We start from the raw sequence: 19,751 nt of genomic DNA, 5'->3' as shown, positions 1-19,751 counted from the left end.
AGTGGACAGCGGACGCAGATCTGATCCTCGGTAAGGTTCAGTATTTATGCAGCGAACTTCGCTGACACCACACTAGACTTCGTGGGCAAGCGCCTACCCCCTGCCCGTCAGCCCGCAATTGTAAACTTTTTCATTGATTCGCTTTCCGCCTCCTCCCCATCCCAAAAGGGTTGCTTGCTTCCTGAACAGCCGCTAAAACACCGCGCATCAATACCATGGCGTCTCCGTCCACCACCGAGTTTCCTTTTACCCAGCAAAGCGATGTCGACGCGCCGGACATTTCCGTTGTCGCGCCTGCTTACAACGAAGCCGACTCTTTGCGTAAGCTTTGGGAAAAGATTGCTGACGTGCTGACCGACAGCCAATGGAGCTTCGAAGTCATCTTTGTCGACGATGGCAGCAGCGACGCCACCTGGGAAAACCTGCGAGCGCTGCAAAAGGAATTCCCCGAGGGCGTGCGCGCCTACCGTCTGCGTCGCAACTTCGGCAAGGCCGCCGCCCTATCGATCGGTTTTCAGGCCGCCAGAGGCAGCTACATCATCACCATGGATGCGGACTTGCAGGACGAGCCTGCGGAAATCCCCAGCCTGATGGCCAAGCTGGATGAAGGCTTCGACCTCGTCTCCGGCTGGAAACGCGAGCGCAACGACCCGCTGGAAAAGCGCATTCCCTCCCGCCTGTTCAACGCGGTGACGCGGCAAATTTCCGGGCTACATTTGCATGACTTCAACTGCGGGCTCAAAGCCTACCGCGCCGAGGTCGTGCGTGAGCTGCCGTTGTATGGCGAGCTTCACCGTTACATCCCGATCCTGGCTCACGCCGACGGCTACCGCGTCACCGAAATTCCCGTGAAGCACCATGCGCGCGAATTCGGCATCTCCAAATACGGCCTGGGGCGCTACTACAAAGGGTTCCTGGACCTGTTGACGGTCGCGGCGATCACGCGCTTTGTGCAACGGCCCGGGCATTTGTTTGGCGGCGTTGGCCTGGCAATGGGCGCATTCGGCTTTCTCATTTTAGGCTACCTGACATTCATTAAATTGTTTTTAGGCGCAGGCATTGGGCAACGTCCGCTGCTGCTCTTTGGCGTGCTGCTGATGATTCTCGGCGTGCAGTTGATCTCGGTTGGTCTGGTGGGGGAACTGATCATCCGTAAGCTTGGCGGCCACCGCGAAGCTTACCCCATACGAGAAGTGCTCGGGGCAGAGTAAGCCCTTTCCCCGACGACAACCATGAGATTCGCCATCTTCCTACTTGCCTGCGGACTGCTTGTTTTCGAGCTCTTCGCAACGAGCATCCTCGGCATCGTCGTAGGCCCGCAAGCCGCGTATTACTCAATCGCCACAGCAATGCTCGGGCTCGGGGCCGCCAGCACGCTCATCAGCCTCATCCCCTACGAAACCCTGAAAAAATACGAGCGTGGCGCGCTGGTTTACACGACTTTCCTGATCGGACCGGCGGTCATTCTGTTTCTGCTGTATTCGACGCACCTCAAGGAATTGGTCAACGCGGAGCGCCTGGAAGCCCTGCGGATTAGTGAGTCCAACGCCTGGCTCCTGATGGAAGAACACGAGTTCGGCCTGTCGCTCAAAGTCGGCGCCGGGCTTTGCCTGACTTATCTGCTCCACGGCATTGCGCTGAGCACGCTGTTCCGGCTCAACGCCCAACGCAGCACGGTGCTCTACGCCTTTGACCTGTTTGGGGCGGCATTGGGCTGTTTCATTTTCGTGCAGACGCTGGAGTATTTCGGCTTTGCCGCGACCGCCACGCTATCCGCCGTAGCCCCCATGGCCGCCGCCGCACTGTTCGCCAAGGGCATTGGCCAAAAGAAACTCAGTTGGGGGCTGATTGCGGCCACCCCGGTATTGGCGGTCCTGATGAATCTGCCTGCGGTCACGCCCAAGCTAGAGCCTCAGCCGCTCATGGAGCTCCTGACCCGCGACCACCAACTGAAGTTCGACAGCCGTGAGCTCGACCACCAATGGACCAGCTTTGGCCGCGTGGGCGCTCTCGAATACACCCGCCCTGGGGACAAGCGACCGATGCGCGCCATGGTGCAACGCGAAGGCAATAGCCACGCCGCCCTGCAACGCATCGAGCACCTGGAGAACCCTTTCTTCGGTCAGCTCGTGGCGGACATGGACCCAGAGCGCATCCTCGTGCTGCTGGCTGGAGCGGGCCGCGACATGCTGCAGTTCCGCAATTTGTTTCCCGAGGCGCACATTACCGGGGTCGAGCTGGTGCCACAGATGTTTTACTGGCCCGCCGAAAACCTGCCGGAATACACCGCGCCCATCCTCAACGATGACAAGATGGAAATGGTGATCGCCGAAGGCAGGGAATTCATTTCACGCCAAAAGGATGACTACGACCTGATCCTGATCTCCTATAGCGGCGCGGGCGCCAACTACTACACAGGCGCCGCCGCCCACTCCGCCGGCTACCTCTACACCGTCGAAGCCTTCCGGGACCTGATCGACCACCTGGCGCCCAATGGACGGCTCATCGCCCTCAACGGCAACAAAGGCCGCCTCATCCGCACCATCAAGCACATTTGGGAAACGGACAACCGCGAAACTCCGCTGGAGCAGAGCTTCATTGTCGTAACCGATGGCCGTCCCTACCAGAAAGGCGTCAAGGGCATGAGCGCTTCGTGGGACCCAGCCCTCATGGTGATCCAACCGTCGGGACTCTCACGGGAGCAAGTCAACGCCATCAACGAGCACTACACCGCGCTCTACAATCCCTTTGCTCCACGCCAACTGGCCTACGGCATTTTCCTGGACAACGTTGCGCTCGCCAAGTTGGAAAAGCAGCTCAAGGCCAACTTTGACCCAGTCTGGGACGACCATCCTTATTTCCTAAACCTGGCGCCGTTCCACTCCATGTGGTCACCCGAGCTCTGGTCTGAATCCGCACAACAGCCCGGCGAACGGCGTCTACGCGCACAGATTAAACTGCTGGGGCTGTTCCTGCTGGCGGCTGTCGTATCCACGATTTTGCCGGTGCTGTTGTTTAGCCGCAAGCGCGCGCGAAACGCCAGTTCCTGGAGCCACATGATCTATTTCCTCGGCATTGGGCTGGGCTTCATGCTGGTGGAAATTGGCCTGCTCAACAAGCTCCAGTTGATTGTCGGGCACCCCGGCTATACGCTGGCCGTGGTGCTGACATCCGCCATTCTCTTTACCGGCGTAGGCAGCTTTTGTTCGGATAGGCTGTTCGACTCGGGCAAGCTGAACTACCGCAGCGCCGCCCTCCTGGCCTGCTTATTCGGCATTGGCATGCTCGCGCTGCTGACGACCGCAGGCGGCGAACTCATGGCCCTCCCCCGCCCGCTCAAGATCCTGGCCGCAGCCTTAATTCCGGCGCCGCCGTTTTTCCTGATGGGCTGCCTGTTCCCGCAGGGTCTGCGCGCCGTCAACGCCGAAGACAACGGGCTGGTCGCCTGGGCGTTTGCGCTCAACGGCGTAGCCAGCGCAGCAGGAGCGGGCCTGGCAATCATCCTTTCGCATATTTACGGCTACTCACTGGTCATCATTGCAGGCTTGTTGGTTTACCTGATGGTGGCCATGCTGCCACATCAACGTCGCATCCAGCTGCGTAATTCCTAAAGTAAGCATTTCATGACATCAACCAAAGTCCCACTCCTCGACGTCAACATCCAGAACCAGCCGCTGGCCTCCGAGCTGCGCGACGCATTTGATCGCGTGCTCAGCCATGGCCGTTTCATCCTGGGAGACGAAGTGACGGATTTCGAAGCCGCCGTTGCCGCCGAACTCGGCGTCAAGCACGCGATCGGCGTCAGCTCGGGCACCGATGCGCTCCTGCTGGCCCTCATGGCGCTCGACATCGGCCCGGGCGACGAAGTTATTTGCCCGAGCTTCTCCTTTTTCGCGACTGCCGGCGCCATTGCCCGCACCGGCGCCACCCCGGTCTTTGCCGACGTTTGCCCGGTGACGTTTAACCTCGACCCGGAATCGACCGTCAACCTGATCACCACCAAGACCAAGGCGATCATCCCGGTCCACCTATACGGCCAATCCGCGCCGATGGACGAGCTGATGACCATTGCGCATAACCACCAGCTCAAAGTCATCGAGGACGCTGCGCAGTCCTTTGGCGCCGCTTACCGCGGGACCGCTTTGGGCGCCATTGGCGACTTCGGCTGCTTCAGCTTCTTCCCCAGTAAGAACCTCGGCGGCCTGGGCGACAGCGGCCTGCTAACCACCAATGACGACGCCCTGGCCGACAAGGCCGCCTACCTGCGGAATCACGGGATGAACCCCAAGTATTACCACGCGATGATCGGGGGCAATTTCCGCATCGACGCCCTGCAGGCTGCCTTGCTGTCCGTGAAGCTGCCTCACCACCGTCAATACAGCCACGCCCGCGCCGAGAACGCCGCCTATTACTTGAAAGGGCTCGCCGCTCATGGTCAGCCCGCGAGCTATGACCAGCCTGAAAGCGCCAAACTGATCCTGCCCACGGCCTTGGCGGACAACACCCACATCTGGAACCAATTCACGCTGCGCTTGCCCGTAGCGCCCGATGCGACCAGCCTCCCTCGTGACGCATTGAAGGCATGGCTCGCTGAACGGGACATCGGATCGGAAATTTACTACCCGGTTCCCTTCAACCAGCAGGAGTGCTTTGCGCACCTGCCGAAGGCCGAGTGCCCCGTGTCCGACCAGCTTGCCCGCGAAGTGCTGAGCATCCCGGTTTATCCGGAGCTGACTGATGCGCAGTTGGACGCCGTTATCGAGGGAGTTTCCGAGTTCGTCGCGACCTTGTGAGCCCCGCCCGCATCGCCGTTTTCACCTTGCCATGTATAGCCTCGACAGCCATGATTCAGAGCATCTTGAGCATGTCGAGTGGATGCATTTATCCATGCTCAATCCGGGCGTGACCGCTTCGCCGAATCGTGAAGTAACAACCAACGTCACCAATTCTGCGAACGCCAACGGGCGAGAACTAAGCTCATGAACCACCAGCTGTTTCGACCAATCCGTTGGTTAACCGACTTGCTGAGTCGTTCGCGCAATTTGCGCAACAGCGTGATCCCCGGATTTGAATTCAGCGTTCAGGCGCTCGTCCTCCTCATCACGACGCCAATCTATTTGATCAAGCTGGGCACGGCGAACTACGGCGTCTGGGTGCTGGTGCAGATGGTGCTCGGCATTGGCGTCCTGTTCTCCCCCGGCATGAGCGAAGCGACATTGAAATACGTCGCCAAACACCGGACAACGGGCGATCTCACGCGCGCAAAGGCGGCGATCAGGACATCCTGGGCGGTCAACCTCTCTTTGGGCGCACTGCTTGGCGGGGCCATTTTCCTGGGCGCCAATGAACTGGCCCGTCTGCTGATCCCCGAGGCTGGGCCGGACTTAGCGCTCGCCGCCCAAGCCTTTCGCTACGCCAGTATTGGACTGGTCATCCAACTGAGCGCCGCAGTTTTTGAAGCCGCTATGCTCGGCTGCGAGCGCTTCGACCTCAATTCCGGCGTCAACTTGACCATCACCGTGGCTTTGAACGCCTGCATGACCGCGGCGGTGCTCTGGGGGGGAGGGTTGATTGAGATGACGCTCCTTTCGCTGCTTTTTCTCTCCATTGGCGCATTGGTCAAAGCGTTCATCTTGCGCCTGAGGTTGCTGCCCGGCCTCACACTGTTGCCCAAGCTCGACTTGGCTGAACTACGCGAAATGACGAGCTTTGGCGTGTTCAGTTGGCTGAATTCCGCGATTGGAAAAATCCAGCACGACGGCGTCATCATCATTATCAGCGCATCATTGGGTCCCGCAGCGCTGAGCTACTTCACCATCGCCACGCGCATTCTTTCGCAGATTCAAGGCTTTCAGCGCAAGACCTTCGGCTACCTGTTCCCCTACTCTGGACGGCTCTTCGAGGAAGGAAAATTTCAAGAGCTCGAACGCCTGTTCGACGACGCAACGCTCCGCGTCGCGGTGCTCACCTCGGCCTTTGTCGTCCCCGTCACCGTCTTCGCCTACCCCCTGCTGGAGACCTGGATCGACACCGAAGCGGCCATCCACGCCACGCTGCTCATGCAGTTGCTGAGCCTGCGCTACGCGTCGGTTCCGCTGAGCATCGTGAACACGAATTTCCTCTACGGCTGCGGCAAGGTGCGCGCCTTCACCATCTTCCAGACACTGTCGACTCTGGGCATCATGACCGCCACCTACATTTGCACCGTGCGCTACGGGCTGCTGGGCGTTGGCTATGGGCAGTGCTTCGTGCTGATTTTCTCAGTAATCAATCGCATCGTGGTGGGGCGCATCCTCTTCAACCGCACGCTTCTGCTTCCCCATATCTGCACGACGGCAACGACGATCACGCCCCTCATTGTGCTGACCCTCATCTGGCCTCCCGCGATACCGGGCTTGATCGGCCTGATATTTTCGTTCCTACTGCTGTCGGCAGTCGCGGCGGCATTCACCCTGCTGCTGGGGTGGTTGCGCATGCGCTTGCTCAAGCACTCCAACAACGGCAAAGCTGAGCCCCTTGCCGAAGGACACACCATCACGCTATGAACCCGCCACACGAGAACCAACGGAACGGCAAAGGTGGAAAATCACCCGATCCACTTGAGCTTTTCCGCGCCTCCAAAAAGCTCTTCTGGCTTTCGCTGGAACAGCTTCAGGACGGCTGGCGATTCTTTCGGGCAACTTGGAAAAGCCCCAATCGATCCACCGAAGACCAGCGCTCCATCGTCGAAGGCGAGATCATCAAGACCTACCACGTGCTGGAAAAGGCGCTCGCCATGAGCAACTTCACCGAACTGCGCGCCACCGACAAAGTGCTGAAATTGCAGCAGTTGCTTCAAGAATGGTCGAACCTGACCGGCGAGCAACCTGATCGATTCACCGGGCAGGCCGGGGTTGCGACATCTGTGCTGCACGCCTACGCCGAAAGCCATCGCAGCCGGGGCATCGACCCGGACTCCATCGTGGACCCGCGTTTCGCACAAGCCGCCCGTGATCTGGGAGGTGGAGTGGAGCTGAGCAGCAAACCTGATCCCGAGCGCGCCGCCGCATTCCGCGAACTCGCCCAAACCCGCCGGAGCATACGCGCCTTCACCAACGAAACGCCCCCCCCCGAGCTGATCGAGCGGTGCATACGCGATGGCATGCGTTCGCCTTCGGTCTGCAACCGCCAAACCTGGAGGGCGCATTACTACACCGGGCAGGACGTGCAAAAAGTGTTGGCTCACCAGACAGGCAATCGCGGATTTGGACAACAGGTGCCCGCAGTCCTCGTCATCACCAGTGACTTGCGGGCTTTTCAGGGCAGCGGCGAACGCTACCAGGCCTGGATTGACGGCGGCATGTTCTCCATGTCAGTCCTGCTCTCCCTGCACGCCAATGGCCTGGGCGCCGTGACGCTCAACTGGTCGGTCGCCAACAAAACTGACCGCGCGCTGCGACAGGTCGCCAAAATACCCGATCACGAGCGCATTATTCTGCTGATCGGTTTAGGCTACACGGACGAGACCCGCCCGGTCCCGGTATCCGCGCGCAAGCCGCTGGACGAAATCTTAACGCACCACAACCTTTCGGCATGCGAATAGGCGTCCTGACCTACCACCGTGCGCTGAACTACGGCGCCCTGCTCCAATGCCATGCCATGCTGCAAACCCTCGAACAGCTTGGCGCCGAGGCAAGTGTGATTGATTACCGGCTGCACTTCATCGAATCCAGTCGTAACTGGCGGCCCAGACACTGCCTCAAGCCGTCCCGCAATCGGGTAAAACGCATTCTCCGCAGCCGTTTCGACGAGTTTTCCCGCGAGCACCTTCCCTTGAGCGAGCGCACGTATCGGAAACGCAGCAGCCTGACAGCCTCCCCCCCCGCCATCGATGCACTCATCCTCGGTAGTGATCAGATCTGGAACCAAAGCCTGCACGGCGGCAGCTTTGACACCGCTTTCCTGGGCGACTTTGGCCCGGCGAGCCTAAAGCGCATTGCCTACGCGGCCAGCTTTGGCGGCGACGCCCCGCTGGAACCGTCTCAAATTGAAACGATGCGCCCGCTGCTCAAGCGATTGGACGCAATCTCCGTGCGGGAAGCAGGCGCGGCCGCCACCATCAAAAGCATAACCGGAACAGCGCCCAAAGTCGTCCCGGATCCCAGCCTCCTGCTGGCCAGTGAAGCCTACGCGCGCTTTGAGCAAAAGCCGTCGCAAGTCCAATCGCCGTTCATCTTCATGCATGCGCTCCAGTATAGCCCGGAGATCCGGGAAACCGCCGGACGCCTCTCCGAACTCCATGGGGCGCCGGTCGTCCTCGCGCTGTGCAACACGACCGGCGCCGCCGCACGCGACGCACACACGCGGGGGCTCTTCGTCACCCCCGGCGAATGGCTGTGGCTGATCCGCAACGCGGCTTGCGTTGTGACCAACTCCTTTCACGCCACGGCTTTCTCCCTGCTGTTTCAGACGCCCTTCGTCGTGGTTCCGCTGGGCGGGATCCTCAAGGCGCGCAACCAGCGGCTCGAAGCGCTGTTGACCCAAGTTGGCCTGCAAGCCAGGACCGCTCATTCCACGGCCAAGGACGAAATTGACCGCGCCCACGAGCACCCGATTCCGTGGGACCAAACTGCCGGGCAACTCACGGCCATGAAAGCGCAGGGGCTCGATTTCCTTCGCGCAAACCTTCAAGCAAGCCTTGCCGCACCGTGAATACGACGCCCGCCAAACACGCCGTATTGCTCATCGCGTTTAACCGGCCAGGCCCCACGCGACGAGTCCTCCAGGCAATTTGCGAGTATGCCCCGCCACGACTTTACATTGCCTGCGACGGACCGCGCCCCGGCAACTCCAGTGACGAGGAGCAGGTAAGCGCCGTGCGTGAAGCCGCTCTAAAATGCGGAATAAATTGCGAGTTGCGCACCCGATTTCGCACGGAAAACTTTGGCGTCGGTCGTGGCCCGGCAGACGCCATCGACTGGTTTTTTAAGCATGAAGCCTGTGGCGTCATCCTCGAGGATGACTGCCTGCCATCTCCCGATTTTTTCCGTTTCTGCAACTGGGCGCTCGAGACTTATCGGGACGATCAACGGGTATGGCACGTATCGGGGTCCAATTTCGCCGCGCCGCCTGAACTCTACCAAGGCCACACAGCGGCCTTCCACTCGCTCCCGCAGGTTTGGGGCTGGGCCACTTGGCGTGACCGCTGGAGCCGATTCACCATCAACCCATTTCAGCTTGAGGCCCACATGGATGAAGCAATCCACAATTGGCGCCTGAGCTGGGTCGAACGGCAGATCAAACGCTACCACTTGGCGGTGCTGAAAGACTACCTCTATACTTGGGACTACCAGTGGCAGATCACCGTCCTGAATGCAGGCGGCCTCGTCGTTTCCTGCGTGGCCAACCTCGTCACCAACATTGGCGAAGGCGTGGGCGCCACGCACACCCAGGACGATGATCGCATCGGCATCCCGGCCGAAACGTGCCCGGCAACCTTTGCAGCCAGCGAGCCGCTCGATAACCCCGCACTGACCCGGCACTACGCTCGGCACATGACGCTGCAGCTCCCAGGCAAAGCCTTAAAATTGTGCCTACTGGAAACGTGGCGCAACGGCTGGAATATGCTGCGAAACCTGCTTCGACGCATCGTCTTTCCTCACCAAAAGAAAATCGTCATCGCCAGCAACGGGCGGGCGGGTTCCACCCTGCTCTATCACGCTCTAAGTGAAGCCTACGCCCGGAAACATCGTCCGCTGCTGTGTCGCCTCGGGTTGGGGCAATTGCTCGCCAAGTTGTCCCGCGATGCCTGCATCCGGCTGGCGAAGCTGACCGACTCGCCAGCGCCGGTGCTCAAAACCCACGATCTTTTTCCCCACGGCGATCCAACCAATGCCGCTTATGTGTTCGTCTACTGCGACCCGCTGGAGTCCGCCATCTCCGTGGAACGCCGGACCGAGCGCGACGGCGTTTCCTGGTTCCTGGAGCATCAATACAATCTCCACGGCGCAGGTCCGTTTGAGAAGTTATTCGAAGAAGACATCCTCGCCTACCGCCAGCAGATGGAGTCCTGGTCCCAGGCTGGCTCCGCAGTCATGTGCATCGATTACGACCAAATGTGGGAGCTGGAGGAGGCCATCAGCCGCCATACCGGACTGCCGCTCACGCTGCCCGCGCGCCAACCCCGGACTTCGCAACTCTCCCCCAACGCCGCCATCAACCAGGAGCTGTTCGACGAATTGCGCCGCGTCGCGGATTCAACCATGCCCAGTAAGCCTGTCGTAACCCTGGACGATTGATGCCCGCCGCGCCCTCCATATCCGTCATCACGGTCTGCCGCAACGCGGAGGCCACGATCAGCGATTGCCTGGAAAGCGTGCGCCAGCAAACCACCATCCCCCGTGAGCATATCGTCGTGGATGGCTTATCGAGCGATGGAACCACGGACACATTAAACCATTTTGCGAACCCCCTGCTTGCCTGGACAAGTGAAAGCGACCAGGGCATCGGCGATGCAATGAACAAAGGCGCGGCCCGCGCTACCGGCGACTGGCTACTGTTTCTCCATGCGGATGACTACCTGGCCGACGAACGCGTGCTGGAAGACGTGACGCCGCAGCTTTCAGACGACCTCGATCTGGTTGCGGGAGACATCCTGTTTATCTACCCGGAGGATGGTCGTTCCGAGCGCCGTACGCCGCGCGGCTTCGGGGCCCGCAATCGCTTGAAGACGCAGTTCTATCATCAGGCGGTTTTCATTCGCTCTGACTTTTTCCGCCAAATGAACGGCTACGACGCAGCGTTCTCCATTGCGATGGATTACGATTTCTTCCTCCGCGCCCAAAACGCCCGGGCTCGCTGGAAACGCATTCCCCGCCTCATCAGCGCGATGCGCCAGATCGGCGTGAGCTCGCGGACCGACTGGCCATCACTCTACGAACGCTTCATGCAGGAGAAACGCTGTCACTTCAAAACCTCTCCCAACTGGCGGTGGACCACCTTGTATGTTGGATATTGGGCGTTGTATCCGCTCTACCGTTGGGCGCTCTCCCGACTTCGCTCATGAAAATTCTCCTGCTCGCCAAGCGCTTCTACACGAAGAAAGATCTGCTGGACGACCGCTATGGGCGCCTGCATCACCTGCCAGCACAATGGGCGCGGCTGGGCGCCGAGGTCGAGGTGATCGCGTTGGATTACCGGACGAAAGAACCGCGCACGGTTCAATACGATGGCTTCCGCGTCAGGTCCATTCCGTCGTCCTATGCGCCGTTTGGCGGCTTGAAGGAGCTTGGCGAGCTATCTGGCGTCGATGTGCTGGTGGCCTCCGGGCATTTGAACATCGCGCGGCTGGGCGCCGTCGTCGCCCAAAAAGCGAACATCCCAGCGGTCCTGGATGTTTACGATTATTACCCCGCCTTCATGGGCCGCGCGCACCCGCTGTTCGCCATCTACCTGGGCCGGCTATTGCGACGCTTTAAGGGCGCCATGACCGTCAGCCAGCGTTTGCAAAACTGGTGCCAGCAGCATTTGGAGCCGGTCGCTCGTATTCCAAACGGCGTTGAGCCAAAGGATTTCACGCCGATCCCGCAAGCCGAGGCCCGGCAAACGCTTGGCGTCGACGCCCAAGCCCCGGTTTTGGGCCTGTTCGGCAGCATGAGCCGGGACTTGGGCCTCGATGACGTGCTCGCCGCCTTTCAAAAGCTGCGTCAAACCATGCCCAACGCCCGCCTGTTACTAGCCGGTGCGGGCGGTGAAGCCGCCGCCAATCTAGCTGGCGTCACCTACGCGGGCATGCTGGATCAGCGATCTGTGGCCTTGTGGGCGTCCGCCTGCGATTGCCTGCTGATTCCTTATCGCGACAGCCTGCAAGTGCGCTACTCGCAGTCCGCACGCTTATCCGAATATCTGGCCCTGCAGAAGCCCATTGTCGTTACCCGAGTCGGCGATGCCGCGACTTGGTTTCCGGCTAATTATCCCGGCTGGTGCGATCCCGCGTCTCCCCCTTCGCTCCATGCAGCAATGCAAAAACAGCTGACGGAGAAAGTCGCATTGCCACTGCCCAAGGAGCTCACTTGGGAATTTCTGGGGAAAGCATCCCTCGCGTATTTACGACGTTGTTGCGGCCAATAGCTCCCGCCCGCCGCAGAAAGTTATTCACAATTACACGGCTTAAATTGAAGGCAATCCCCGGCGGTCGAAAGAACTTATTCACGTCTGTTAACAACTCGGTGAATAACCCGTGAAGTTGTTCCGCTTGCATTGGCTGTTTTCGACGGGCACTGTTTGGTGGTTTCGCCGATGTCCAAAGATCCCGAATTTGTCCACCTGCACGTCCACACTGACTACAGCCTGCTCGATGGTTGCAGCCGTACCGACCGACTCTGTCAAAAGGCCGCTAGCCTTGGGCAAAAGGCCATCGCGATCACGGACCACGGCGTGCTCTTTGGCCTCGCGGACTTCTATAAAAAGGCGGACAAGGCCGGCGTGAAGCCGCTGCTGGGCTGCGAAATTTACCTGATTTTCGAGGACGAGCTGGGCGCGACCAACGACGTCAAAGCCAAGCAGAAGAGCCACCACATGGGCCTGCTGGCGCGCAATTTCAAGGGCTATCAGAACCTGACCAAGCTCGTCAGCATGGGCCACACCGAGGGCTTTTACCGCAACCCGCGCGTGTCGCGGCGTCAGCTCGCGGAGCACAGTGAGGGCCTGATCGGTTTTTCCGGCTGCTTGGCGGCGGTGATTCCCCAGCGGCTGATGGAGGGCGATTACGCCGGTGCGCGGGAAGCCTGTGGCTGGTTTGTGGACCTGTTCGGCAAGGAGTTTTTCTTCATCGAGCTGATGGACCACGGCATCGAGGAGCAGCAGCGGATCATCCCCGACCTGCTCAAGCTGGCCAAAGAGTTTGACCTGAAAGTCGTCGCCACGAACGACGTGCACTATGTCAACGACACCGACTGGCAGCCGCACGATTCGTTGATCTGCATCCAGACCGGCGCCAAGCTGGCCGACGAAAAACGCCTCCGCTACGACAGCAATCAGTTCTTCCTGAAGAGCCGTGAGCAGATGGCGCAGGTGTTCGACCGCTACGATCCGAACTGCCTCGTCAACACCAACGCCGTGGCGGAAATGTGCGAGGTCAAGCTGCCCTTCGGCGAGGACCATTACCCGGTTTACGAGAAGCCAATCGAGATCACCCACGCGCAGGACACGGACAACTTCGACCGCATTCTCGACCTCTATGAGGTGAAGAAAAACGAGATTCTGGTGCGCGACGGCAAGGACCCGATCAAGCTGTCCGACGAGGAACGCGTGGCCTTCCGCAAGAATGGCCTCTACCTGTTCGAGCTGTGTAAGGAAGGCGTCAAGGAGCGTTACGATGTCGACTACGACGCCTTCATTTCGAAGCCGCCGGAGGACACCGAGTCCGACGATTTTAAATACGGCAAGAAGGTCTGTGATCAACTGGAGTATGAGCTCGCGATCATCATTGGCACGGGCTTCATCGACTACTTCCTGATCGTTTGGGACTTCATTAAATGGGCGCGTGACCGCGGCATCCCGGTTGGCCCGGGTCGTGGTTCGGGCGCGGGTTGCGTCGTCGCCTACGTGTTGAAAATTACCGACATCGACCCCTTCCGTTTTGGTCTGCTCTTTGAGCGAATGCTCAACCTTGAGCGTGTCAGCCCGCCAGACTTCGACGTGGACTTCTGCATGCGCCGCCGCGACGACGTGGTCAACTACGTGCGCGACAAATATGGTCGCGACCGCGTGGCGAACATCATCACCTTTGGCACCTTCGGCGCGAAGATGATCGTGCGCGACTTGGCCCGCGTGAACGACATTCCCTTTGGCGAAGCGGACAAGATCGCCAAGATGATTCCTGACGAGCTCAACATCTCGCTCGACGACTCGGTGGAGAAGTCCGCCGATCTGCGCACCGAGATGAAGATCAACCCGATCGCAAAGAAGATCATCGAGCAGGGCAAGGTCATCGAAGGCATGGTGCGCAATACCGGCAAGCACGCTTGCGGGGTCATCATTGCGGACCAGCCGATCACGAACCTGATCCCCGTGACCTTGCAGGAAGGCGACTTGACGACGCAGTATCCGAAGGGTCCATCCGAAGACCTCGGCCTGCTCAAGTGTGACTTCCTCGGCCTGAAAACGCTGACCGTGATCTCCGATGCGCAGGAGAACGTGAAGCGCCTGCCGGGCATGGATGACTTCGACATCGAAAAGGTCAGCCTCGAAGACGGCCCGACTTTCCAGCTGCTCAAAGAGGCGAAAACAGTCGGCGTCTTTCAGCTGGAATCCGGCGGGATGCAAGGCCTGTGTCGTCAGCTCGAAGTATCGAGCATGGACGAAATTGTGGCGCTTATCGCGCTGTATCGTCCGGGCCCGATGCAGTTTATTCCGCAGTACATTCGCGGTAAGAAAGACCGCTCGACGATTCAGGTGCCGCATCCGCTGCTCAAGGAGCTCGTGGAGGAAACTTACGGCGTGCTGGTTTACCAGGAGCAGGTCATGCAGAGCGCGCAGATCATCGCCGGCTACACGCTTGGCGGCGCGGACATTCTCCGCCGCGCGATGGGTAAGAAGATCAAGTCCGTCATGGACCAGCAGAAGGAGATCTTCATCAAGGGCGCCAAGGAGCACCACGATATTCCGGCGAGTAAGGCCACAGAAATTTTCGGCATCCTGGAGAAGTTTGCGGAGTATGGTTTTAACAAATCTCACTCCGCGGCCTACGCGATGCTCTCGTATCGCACGGCTTACCTGAAGGCAAATTTCCCCACCGAGTTCATGGCGGCAGTGCTGTCGTCCGAGCTTGGCAATGCGGACAAGGTTTCGCACTTCGTCGAGGAAGCCGAGTCGATGAAGATCGAAGTGCTCGGGCCGGACATTAATGAGTCGCGTGAGATGTTTACGCCGGTCGTCGATCTCGACGATCGGGAGATTAAAGAGAGCAAATTAAAAATTAAAGAGGAGGGTGAAACAAACGGCGACACGCCTAACCATGAGCCTGATTCTGCTCACTTTAATTTGCTCTCTGCTCACTCCGAATCGGATTCTTCCTCTGGAAGAATCCGATTCGGCATGTCTGCAATCAAGGGCGTGGGCGATGCGGCGGCCAAGGTGATTATTTCCGAACGCGAGGCGAATGGGCCCTTTAAGGATTTCCACGACTTCGCGCAGCGCGTCGACATGAAGGCCGTCAACAAGCGCGTGCTGGAGTGTTTGATCAAGACCGGCGCCTTTGATTACTCCGGCATCGACCGCCAGCACTTGCTCGACTCAATGGAGGGCATCATCGCCGAAGTGGCCGACTTGCAGAAGGACAAGGAGTCCGGCCAGGCCAACCTCTTTGACCTGCTGGCCGAGCCAGAACCCGCGCCAGGCAAGTCCGGCGGCAACGCCAACTACGACACACGCGGCCCCAAGATGACGCAGGCCGACCGCCTCCAGTTTGAGAAGGAATTACTCGGCTTCTACGTCTCGGGCCACCCAATGAACGCCTATGCGGGCCTCGACGACATCATCAACAGTTTTGGGCCGGAAGAGGACTTGAAACGCTGGGACCGCGAGAGCTTCCGCCTCTGCGGCGTCATCAACAACATCGTCAAAAAGCTGACCCGCAAAGACAACCGGCCATGGGCGTTCTTCACGTTGTCGACGCGGCGCATGGGCTACCAGATCAACATCTTCCCCGACGCCTTCGAGCAGAACATGCAGAATCTCGAAAACGGCGCCGTCGTCTGCATCGAGGGCGAGATCCGCTACGACTCCGAGCGCGACGAAGTCCGCCTGAACGGCAACCGCGTGGCGCGCCTCGACACGGCGCTGTCGGCGTTCATCGACTCAGTGACGTTCTACGTGGACAACGATGCGCACCGCCTCGACAACTTTGCGCACGAGCTCTCGGATTATTTGCAGAACAACGAAGGCCCAACGTCGGTCAAACTGGCGATTCTCACCGAGCCCGACCGCGCGCTCCATGCGGACCTCGGCGTCTCGCTTAATTGCCAGTTGATCCCGGACGCCTTCAAAAAGCTCCGCGCCGAACCCTGCGTGCGTGGCGTGTTTGGCCAGGCCCGCGCCCTTGCCGAGCCCCCCAAGCCCGCCTGGGCCCGCGGCAAAAAATGAACCTGCGGTTCAAGCCATCGTTTTGCGCATTGCGCGAAAGCGGTGAGGCTACGGAGTGGGCGAAAGGCGGAGGGACGCGGCTTAGAGCACTTTTCATCTAGATTGGCCGATTCAGGTGGGGTAGAGATTGGATGCAGCGCAAGGCGGCTTTGATTGAGCGGGCTGGAAGCCCGTGATTGAAATGCCAACGCCGCGAACTTCCAATCTGGCCCCAAGCCCTAAACCGAGTGCTTTTCCGCGCCAGCGTTGTTGGCTTTTCGCTCGCAGGCTTCCAGCCTGCGACGCTCAAGCCGCCTTGCTGGACACGAAAAATCACTGCGGCCTGACCGGCCAATCTAGATGAAAAGTGCTCTAGAGGCGTTGCCGAGCTCACTCCACTTCAGCGACCGCGAGCCAATCGGCCAGCTCGTTAAAGCTGTGTAGCTCGACCTCGGGCGTATACTCCGGCGCGAGCAGCTCTTGGTAACTTTGCTCTGCAAAGCGACGGCAGTGCAGGATCACGCGCGTGCTTTGGCCAGGTGCGCGGACGAGGCGGCCGAGGGCTTGGTTGATCTTCGTCATCGCCGGGAGTTGATACACTTCGCGGAACGCGCCTTCGCGACCAAGGTGGTCGTATTGCCGCAGCTTCGCCTTCTGCACCGGGTTGACTTCCGGCAGCGCGGGCCCGACGACCATTGCGTCGCTGATGCGCCCGCCCAGGTGGTCGATGCTCTCGCTGAAGCTGCTGCCCAGCACGAAGAACAGCACGTGCGCCGTCAGCAAACTTTCTTCCACAAAGCTTAGCTGTCCATTCAAGTCGACCGAGCGCGGCTGCATGGCCACGCGCAGCAGCGAGTCGAGTTCGCCGAGGTAAGCCTTGATCGTTTCCGCGTAGTGGTAGCTTGGGAAAAACACCGCGACCGGCGCCGCTGTCTGCTGGGTAAGGAGCTGAATCGTCTCCGCAGTTTGCACGTAGTGATTCGCCCGCGTGCGGTATCGCGTGTCGACGCGCGCATCCACGGCCACGCGATACGCGCCCTCCCGCCACGGGGCACCTGCGCGCAGCAGCGGCACGTTGAGCCCCAGCCTCGCGGCAAACGATTTCTCCGGACTCAATGTGGCGGACATCAGCACCGCGCCGCCATACTCTCCGAGCACCTGCGCCAAGTGCGGCGCCGCATCGAGACAAGCCACGCGCAGCGAGCCGCCACGCGGCGACCAGAACAAACGCGGGAAACGGTCGTCCGCCAAAAACTCACGCCACCCCGGGAACGAAAACACATGCTCGCGCGCAGATGGGCTGAGCAGCTCTGGCTCCAGCCGTGTTTGCTGAATGGCGTCGTTGAGGTGCGTCAGCAGATCGAGCGCCTCGTATTCGACGGTGGCCGGGTGCTCTTCTTTTTCTTTGAGCGTCACGAGGAACTCCGCCCAGTCGTCGGCCGCCTTCACGAGCTTAAACGGCTGGCCCGTGCCACGGAGTTCGGCGGCGAGCGCCTCGGCTTCGGCAGCGGTGTCGGCGAAGGAAAAGTTGTCCGCAACGCGGGTTGGCAGGTTGTGCGCCTCGTCGATGATGAGCAGCGTTTGCGACGGGTCGAAGCCCATCACCCCGTGAAACATCCCGCGATGGCGCGGCGAGAAAATGTAGTTGTAGTCGCAGACCCACGCTTCGGCAAACGGCAGGCAGGACTTCGCGATTTCAAACGGACAAACGCCGGTCAATGCGCCGAGCTGGCGGAAGTCATCGACGTTGATTTTGCCCTCGTCGAACAAGCCTGCCGGGTTGATCCCCGCCGCATCCCAAGCCTCCTCCACGCCTTCGAGGCACGACTCCGCGCGCGTGCAATCGTGGCGCGGCGTCTGGATGGTGTGCTCGCGCTTGTTGCGGAGCTGGAAGTAGCGCAGGTCGCCGTTGGTCGGGATCATCGCCTTTATCTGGCGCACCGCCTGGTGCTGGCCCGTGCTCTTGCCGGTCAGGTAAATGATGCGGTCGCAGGTGCCGTCGCGCAGACGCTCCAGGGCATGTTGCAGCGAAATCCCTGTCTTGCCAAAGCCGGTGGGCGCTTCGAGCAGGCGGACCGGCGATAAGGTGACGGACTCCTCCAGCTCGCGGCGAATCAGCTTTTGCTCCGGGCGAAACTCTTTAAACGCTGGCTTAAACTCCGATGGCGCCAGGCGCTCGCGTCGCTTGCTTTGCTCTTCGCAAAACAGCGTGATGCGCGCAAGCTGCGTCTCCAGGATCGCCTCGGGCTCCTCGCACAGCGGGAGGGTCTGCGTGATGCCGTCATCGATCGACACAAACAAGAGCTCGCCGCGAACCGCTTTGGGGAAGTCGCCATTGAGCCCCGCGAGCAGGCAATAGACGGCGATCTGGCGGCGGTATTCCGGGTAGGCGTTGGCGAGGTCTTCCTCGGCCATCGGCAGCGGGCGGCTGGTCGTCTTGACCTCGCGCAGGAGCGTGAAGTCGTCTTTTTCGAGGACCTGATCGATGCGGCCGTTGACCTCGATCGTCCAGTTGTTGCGGCGCAGGATGCCGGCAATGGTTACCTCGAAGCGGGCCTCGGGATCGGCGGCGCGCGTGTGGGTTTCCATATCGCGGTGCCAGGCCGTGCCGAGCGCGGTGCGCCATTGCCCGGAAAAGCCGCGCCCGGACTCCGGCCCCAGCCGGAATTCCGCCAGCTCGCGCGCGCTCAAGGTAACGCGCCGCTCTCCCGGGTAGATTCGCATGCGTCCAACCGTGAAGCTTTCTTCCGCAGGCGCAAGGCTGGGCTCGACGGAGTGAAATATTTCGCCCGCGAATCCGAACAACTGCCAGCCAGCGCCCCCATTCGGGTGACTTGCCGCCCTTCCCACGGGGAGGGGGGGGGGTAAAATTGCTTTTTACCGAGCTATCAAAGAACAAGAATCCCGCCCGTTCGCCAAGGCTTGGGCGCAGGAGGGGGCAATGTGGCTCAGGGGCCACATTGGACACGTCGACGCTGCGCTGGGCAGGCTGGCATAGTCCGTCGCGGGCAGTGCGAATCGCGGTAAAACTTGGGCGTCGGTTGACTGCTTGTTTACACCAAGGCTGTCAGCGAATGGGCCCGTTTACACGACGCAGCAGCGCGCGCGGAGCGAATGCCCCCGCATGGCGGCGACTGGGATACCAAGGCGGCGGTCGCTAAGGCGGATGTTGGTGGGGAGAGGGAGAGTTCATGGGTTTGAAAGTTCGAAAGTTTGGAGGTTCGAAAGTTGGGGAGGAGGGGAGATGTGGGTAGTGTGTGTAGGGTGGGTAATGTGGGTAAGGTGGGGGGGTAGAATTGGAGGTGGGATGAACTGTGAGGGCGCGCATTGCCGTAGCATAGGCGTCCCGCCTGTGCCCCGACTCCCAACTAACTGAAACAACACAGGCGGGACGCCTGTGCTACGCCTGAGAGGCAACGCAGCAAGGTAGACAGTGTGATCAATTAGACACTAATCAATTCCCCTGCTGCGCCAAACAAAAAGTGCACGCTTGAGCATTTTATTAGTGAGTAGCTCTCACTATTAACTCGCGTTGGAGATCAACGACTTAGGTAAGCGCTACAGGCAGCCAGCTAGAGCGCTTTTCATCTAGATTGGCCGAGTCAGGTGGGGTAGAGATTGGATGCAGCGCAAGGCGGCTTTGATTGAGC

General features: G+C 60.1%; 13 protein-coding genes. 12 read left to right on the top strand and 1 reads right to left on the bottom strand.

The features are described 5' to 3' along the window. Nucleotides 1-215 precede the first annotated feature (215 nt). The 11 genes from RBB63_RS22910 to dnaE all read left to right on the top strand — a co-directional run bounded on the left by RBB63_RS22910 (nucleotide 216) and on the right by dnaE (nucleotide 16,122). On the top strand, nucleotides 216-1,211 hold the full coding sequence (locus RBB63_RS22910) for a glycosyltransferase family 2 protein (protein ID WP_309387714.1): 996 nt from the start codon (nucleotides 216-218) through the stop codon (nucleotides 1,209-1,211). Nucleotides 1,212-1,232: 21 nt separating this feature from the next. Then, nucleotides 1,233-3,611 carry a spermidine synthase family protein gene (locus RBB63_RS22905; RefSeq protein ID WP_309387712.1) on the top strand — a complete coding sequence of 793 codons (2,379 nt, stop codon included), beginning with the start codon at nucleotides 1,233-1,235 and terminating at the stop codon, nucleotides 3,609-3,611. Between the two features lie 12 nt (nucleotides 3,612-3,623). Then, nucleotides 3,624-4,793 (top strand): DegT/DnrJ/EryC1/StrS family aminotransferase, encoded by a 1,170-nt coding sequence (locus tag RBB63_RS22900; RefSeq protein ID WP_309387710.1) that lies wholly within the window; start codon nucleotides 3,624-3,626, stop codon nucleotides 4,791-4,793. A 31-nt stretch (nucleotides 4,794-4,824) separates the two neighbouring features. Continuing rightward, a complete protein-coding gene (locus RBB63_RS22895; RefSeq protein ID WP_309387708.1) occupies nucleotides 4,825-4,983 on the top strand; it encodes a hypothetical protein in 159 nt (52 codons plus the stop codon). Next, a complete protein-coding gene (locus RBB63_RS22890) occupies nucleotides 4,980-6,545 on the top strand; it encodes a lipopolysaccharide biosynthesis protein (RefSeq protein WP_309387707.1) in 1,566 nt (521 codons plus the stop codon). Before RBB63_RS22895 ends, RBB63_RS22890 begins: the two co-directional genes overlap by 4 nt. Then, entirely contained in the window at nucleotides 6,542-7,582 is a 1,041-nt protein-coding gene (locus RBB63_RS22885; RefSeq protein ID WP_309387705.1) for a nitroreductase family protein, read from the top strand. Before RBB63_RS22890 ends, RBB63_RS22885 begins: the two co-directional genes overlap by 4 nt. Continuing rightward, on the top strand, nucleotides 7,573-8,691 hold the full coding sequence (locus RBB63_RS22880) for a polysaccharide pyruvyl transferase family protein (RefSeq protein ID WP_309387703.1): 1,119 nt from the start codon (nucleotides 7,573-7,575) through the stop codon (nucleotides 8,689-8,691). The genes RBB63_RS22885 and RBB63_RS22880 overlap by 10 nt, the downstream gene beginning before the upstream one ends. Next, entirely contained in the window at nucleotides 8,688-10,277 is a 1,590-nt protein-coding gene (locus tag RBB63_RS22875) for a hypothetical protein (protein ID WP_309387702.1), read from the top strand. Before RBB63_RS22880 ends, RBB63_RS22875 begins: the two co-directional genes overlap by 4 nt. Further along, nucleotides 10,277-11,044, top strand: coding sequence for a glycosyltransferase family 2 protein (locus RBB63_RS22870; RefSeq protein WP_309387701.1), 768 nt, complete (start codon nucleotides 10,277-10,279; stop codon nucleotides 11,042-11,044). Before RBB63_RS22875 ends, RBB63_RS22870 begins: the two co-directional genes overlap by 1 nt. Further along, nucleotides 11,041-12,108 carry a glycosyltransferase gene (locus tag RBB63_RS22865; protein ID WP_309387700.1) on the top strand — a complete coding sequence of 356 codons (1,068 nt, stop codon included), beginning with the start codon at nucleotides 11,041-11,043 and terminating at the stop codon, nucleotides 12,106-12,108. The genes RBB63_RS22870 and RBB63_RS22865 overlap by 4 nt, the downstream gene beginning before the upstream one ends. Before the next feature lie 168 nt (nucleotides 12,109-12,276). Beyond that, nucleotides 12,277-16,122: a DNA polymerase III subunit alpha gene (dnaE, locus tag RBB63_RS22860; protein ID WP_309387698.1), complete on the top strand. Its 3,846-nt coding sequence runs from the start codon at nucleotides 12,277-12,279 to the stop codon at nucleotides 16,120-16,122. A 369-nt stretch (nucleotides 16,123-16,491) separates the two neighbouring features. Here the strand turns inward: dnaE and RBB63_RS22855 are convergent, their stop codons facing one another. After that, the gene (locus RBB63_RS22855; RefSeq protein WP_425503946.1) at nucleotides 16,492-18,792 is read right to left on the bottom strand and encodes an ATP-dependent DNA helicase; all 2,301 of its coding nucleotides are present in this window, start codon (nucleotides 18,790-18,792) and stop codon (nucleotides 16,492-16,494) included. On the opposite strand from RBB63_RS22855, the gene RBB63_RS22850 reads away from it, so the two are divergent. Continuing rightward, complete coding sequence (locus tag RBB63_RS22850) at nucleotides 18,697-18,969, top strand: hypothetical protein (protein ID WP_309387716.1); 273 nt, start codon at nucleotides 18,697-18,699, stop codon at nucleotides 18,967-18,969. The two genes, RBB63_RS22855 and RBB63_RS22850, sit on opposite strands and share 96 nt — an antisense overlap. The last annotated feature ends 782 nt before the right edge of the window (nucleotides 18,970-19,751 follow it).

The sequence above is a fragment of the Cerasicoccus frondis genome (genome assembly GCA_031296915.1).
GTDB classification, from domain to species: Bacteria; Verrucomicrobiota; Verrucomicrobiia; order Opitutales; family Cerasicoccaceae; genus Cerasicoccus; species Cerasicoccus frondis.
This window is presented reverse-complemented; position numbering and strand designations above follow the sequence as displayed.

Coding starts and splice junctions, on each gene's coding strand:
- RBB63_RS22910 (WP_309387714.1), top strand. CDS start 216: ATGGCGTCTCCGTCCACCACCGAGTTTCCTTTTACCCAGCAAAGCGAT.
- RBB63_RS22865 (WP_309387700.1), top strand. CDS start 11,041: ATGAAAATTCTCCTGCTCGCCAAGCGCTTCTACACGAAGAAAGATCTG.
- RBB63_RS22895 (WP_309387708.1), top strand. CDS start 4,825: ATGTATAGCCTCGACAGCCATGATTCAGAGCATCTTGAGCATGTCGAG.
- dnaE (WP_309387698.1), top strand. CDS start 12,277: ATGTCCAAAGATCCCGAATTTGTCCACCTGCACGTCCACACTGACTAC.
- RBB63_RS22905 (WP_309387712.1), top strand. CDS start 1,233: ATGAGATTCGCCATCTTCCTACTTGCCTGCGGACTGCTTGTTTTCGAG.
- RBB63_RS22870 (WP_309387701.1), top strand. CDS start 10,277: ATGCCCGCCGCGCCCTCCATATCCGTCATCACGGTCTGCCGCAACGCG.
- RBB63_RS22885 (WP_309387705.1), top strand. CDS start 6,542: ATGAACCCGCCACACGAGAACCAACGGAACGGCAAAGGTGGAAAATCA.
- RBB63_RS22890 (WP_309387707.1), top strand. CDS start 4,980: ATGAACCACCAGCTGTTTCGACCAATCCGTTGGTTAACCGACTTGCTG.
- RBB63_RS22900 (WP_309387710.1), top strand. CDS start 3,624: ATGACATCAACCAAAGTCCCACTCCTCGACGTCAACATCCAGAACCAG.
- RBB63_RS22880 (WP_309387703.1), top strand. CDS start 7,573: ATGCGAATAGGCGTCCTGACCTACCACCGTGCGCTGAACTACGGCGCC.